The sequence below is a fragment of the Microcoleus sp. Pol7_B2 genome, from assembly GCF_036701035.1.
Lineage (GTDB): Bacteria > Cyanobacteriota > Cyanobacteriia > Cyanobacteriales > Microcoleaceae > Microcoleus.
In genome coordinates this window covers 1-1,037 of the sequence record NZ_JAUBQB010000205.1, presented here as the reverse complement: position 1 = coordinate 1,037, position 1,037 = coordinate 1, and the positions used below count along the sequence as shown (strand labels likewise).

Here is a 1,037-nt window from a genome sequence, read left to right as displayed (position 1 = left end):
ATTGCTACGGGCGCACCCACCAAGGATCAGCGCGGCGTGACTCGCCCTCAAGATGGCGACAGCATTCCAGGTGCCATTGTCGACAGCGGCTCTTTTGAATTGGGAGGTAGTGTCGTCCCGGTGCCTACTCCGACGCCCACACCCGAACCGGCGCCTACTCCGACACCCGCGCCTACTCCGACGCCCACACCCGCGCCGGCGCCTACTCCGACACCCGAACCGGTGCCTACTCCGACACCCGCGCCTGCGCCAACTCCGACACCCGAACCGGCGCCAACTCCGACACCCGAACCGGCGCCAACTCCGACACCCGAACCGGCGCCAACTCCGACACCCGCGCCTGCGCCTACTCCGACACCCGAACCGGCGCCTACTCCAACACCCGCGCCTGCGCCTACTCCGACACCCGAACCGGCGCCTACTCCAACACCCGCGCCGGCGCCAACTCCGACACCCGCGCCTGCGCCAACTCCGACTGAGACTCCGACTCCGGCGCCGACACCCGCGCCGGCGCCAACTCCCACGCCCGAACCGGCGCCAACTCCCACGCCCGAACCGGCGCCAACTCCCACGCCCGAACCGGCGCCAACTCCCACGCCCGAACCGGTGCCAACTCCCACGCCCGAACCGACACCGACTCCAACTCCGGCGGCAGATGATTGCCTACTCGATAGCCTCAACGCCCCGCAACTAGATCCTGCCACCATCACCCCCAACCCCGTCCAACAAACTATTAACGGTGGCGACACTACCGATTTCATCATGGGCGGTGTCATCAACGACTCAATTAACGGACAAGTCGGCAACGATACTCTCTACGGCATGGGCGGCAATGACAACATTGACGGCGGCGCAGATAACGACTCAATCTTCGGCAATGGAGGCAGCGATTTCATCTCTGGCGGCGCTGGCAACGATACCATCTACGCTGGCAAAGATCCTGACACTGTGGTAGATGCCGAGGGCGACGACTTGTTGAGGGGAGATCTCGGCAATGATACAGTTGCCGGCGGCGTTGGCAACGACAGCATTTTCGG

1 protein-coding gene is annotated in these 1,037 nt (G+C 64.7%); it reads left to right on the top strand.

Annotation, left to right across the window (positions count from 1 at the left end; all coding sequences use genetic code 11):
* A partial coding sequence (locus QUA57_RS28590; protein WP_333251585.1) for a calcium-binding protein occupies nt 1–1,037 on the top strand: 1,037 nt, incomplete at both ends.